Annotated in this window: 2 protein-coding genes; both read right to left on the bottom strand. The window is 41.7% G+C overall.

Annotated elements, in window-relative coordinates; genetic code table 11:
* The coding region (locus F6K49_RS53055; protein WP_293111183.1) for a glutaredoxin domain-containing protein at positions 1-184 on the bottom strand (184 nt) is incomplete at its 3' end.
* Positions 185-395: 211 nt separating this feature from the next.
* The gene (locus F6K49_RS53050) at positions 396-947 is read right to left on the bottom strand and encodes a YqeG family HAD IIIA-type phosphatase (protein ID WP_293111185.1); all 552 of its coding nucleotides are present in this window, start codon (positions 945-947) and stop codon (positions 396-398) included.
* Positions 948-1004: the final 57 nt, after the last annotated feature.

Below are 1004 nucleotides of genomic sequence, written 5' to 3'. Positions count from 1 at the left end.
CAGTAAATTCAACTCCCTTCTTGTTTAGTAGACCTTTAGCACGGATACAGAAGGGGCAAGTGCTCCAGGTGTAGATTTCAACGTTTGCGCTCATGCTTGGCGTTAGAGTATTAAGTAATGTTTCTTGAATTTTAACGTGGGGTTTAGCTTGGCGCACCAGCTCAGTAACGTAATGCCAAATCATAGACAGCCCAGCTCCTGATTACCTCAAGGCTGGGCTGTCTATTAGTTATAAGCGTTTGTTATATCTAGGGTCTTTATATAAGCTGACCCCATTTAAAAGGTTGGTCATATTTAGGGTCTTTATATAAGCTGACCCTCTTTCCAACTGTTAACTATTGTGTCAGACAAATTTTGGTTTAGTAATTTTTATAATATTTTCTTTATATTTCAGTTTATTTTGATTTGTCAGGTTTGTTGAAGTTTTGTTGCATGGTGGTCAAGGAAACCCCTAAGGCTTGAGAGAACCACACTTCTAAATCACGCATTGGGTATAAAGACTTACTCATAGCTTGGTCTCGTATGGGCTCTACAAGAATGGTGAACATTCCCAGTCGATTCCCAGCTAAGACATCAGTGAATAAGCGATCGCCTACCATGGCCACTTGGTCTATAGGTAGGTTCATAGCATCTACAGCTATTTTCAGCTTGCGTCGCGAAGGTTTGCGAGCTCCATATATGTAAGGCAAATCTAGGGAGGAAGCAATACGGCTAATGCGATGTTCACTGAGATTATTACTGACCAGCCACAGGGAAACCATCGCTCTAGTTTGCTCTACCCACCGTTCAATTTCCCGAGAAACACGGGATTTGGTCACTGGTATTAAAGTCTGGTCAACATCCAACACTAGACCTGAGAGCTGATATTGCTGGATAATATCTGGTGTCAGGCCTAAGATGGAGCCACCAAGGATTAAGTCAGGTTGTAACTTTGAGACCCAAGATATCTTTAGCAATGTCATCCTCTGAGTTTGTGTAGCTAGCATAAGTCACCATAATTCCAA

The organism is Moorena sp. SIO3I6 (assembly GCF_010672095.1).
This window is presented reverse-complemented; position numbering and strand designations above follow the sequence as displayed.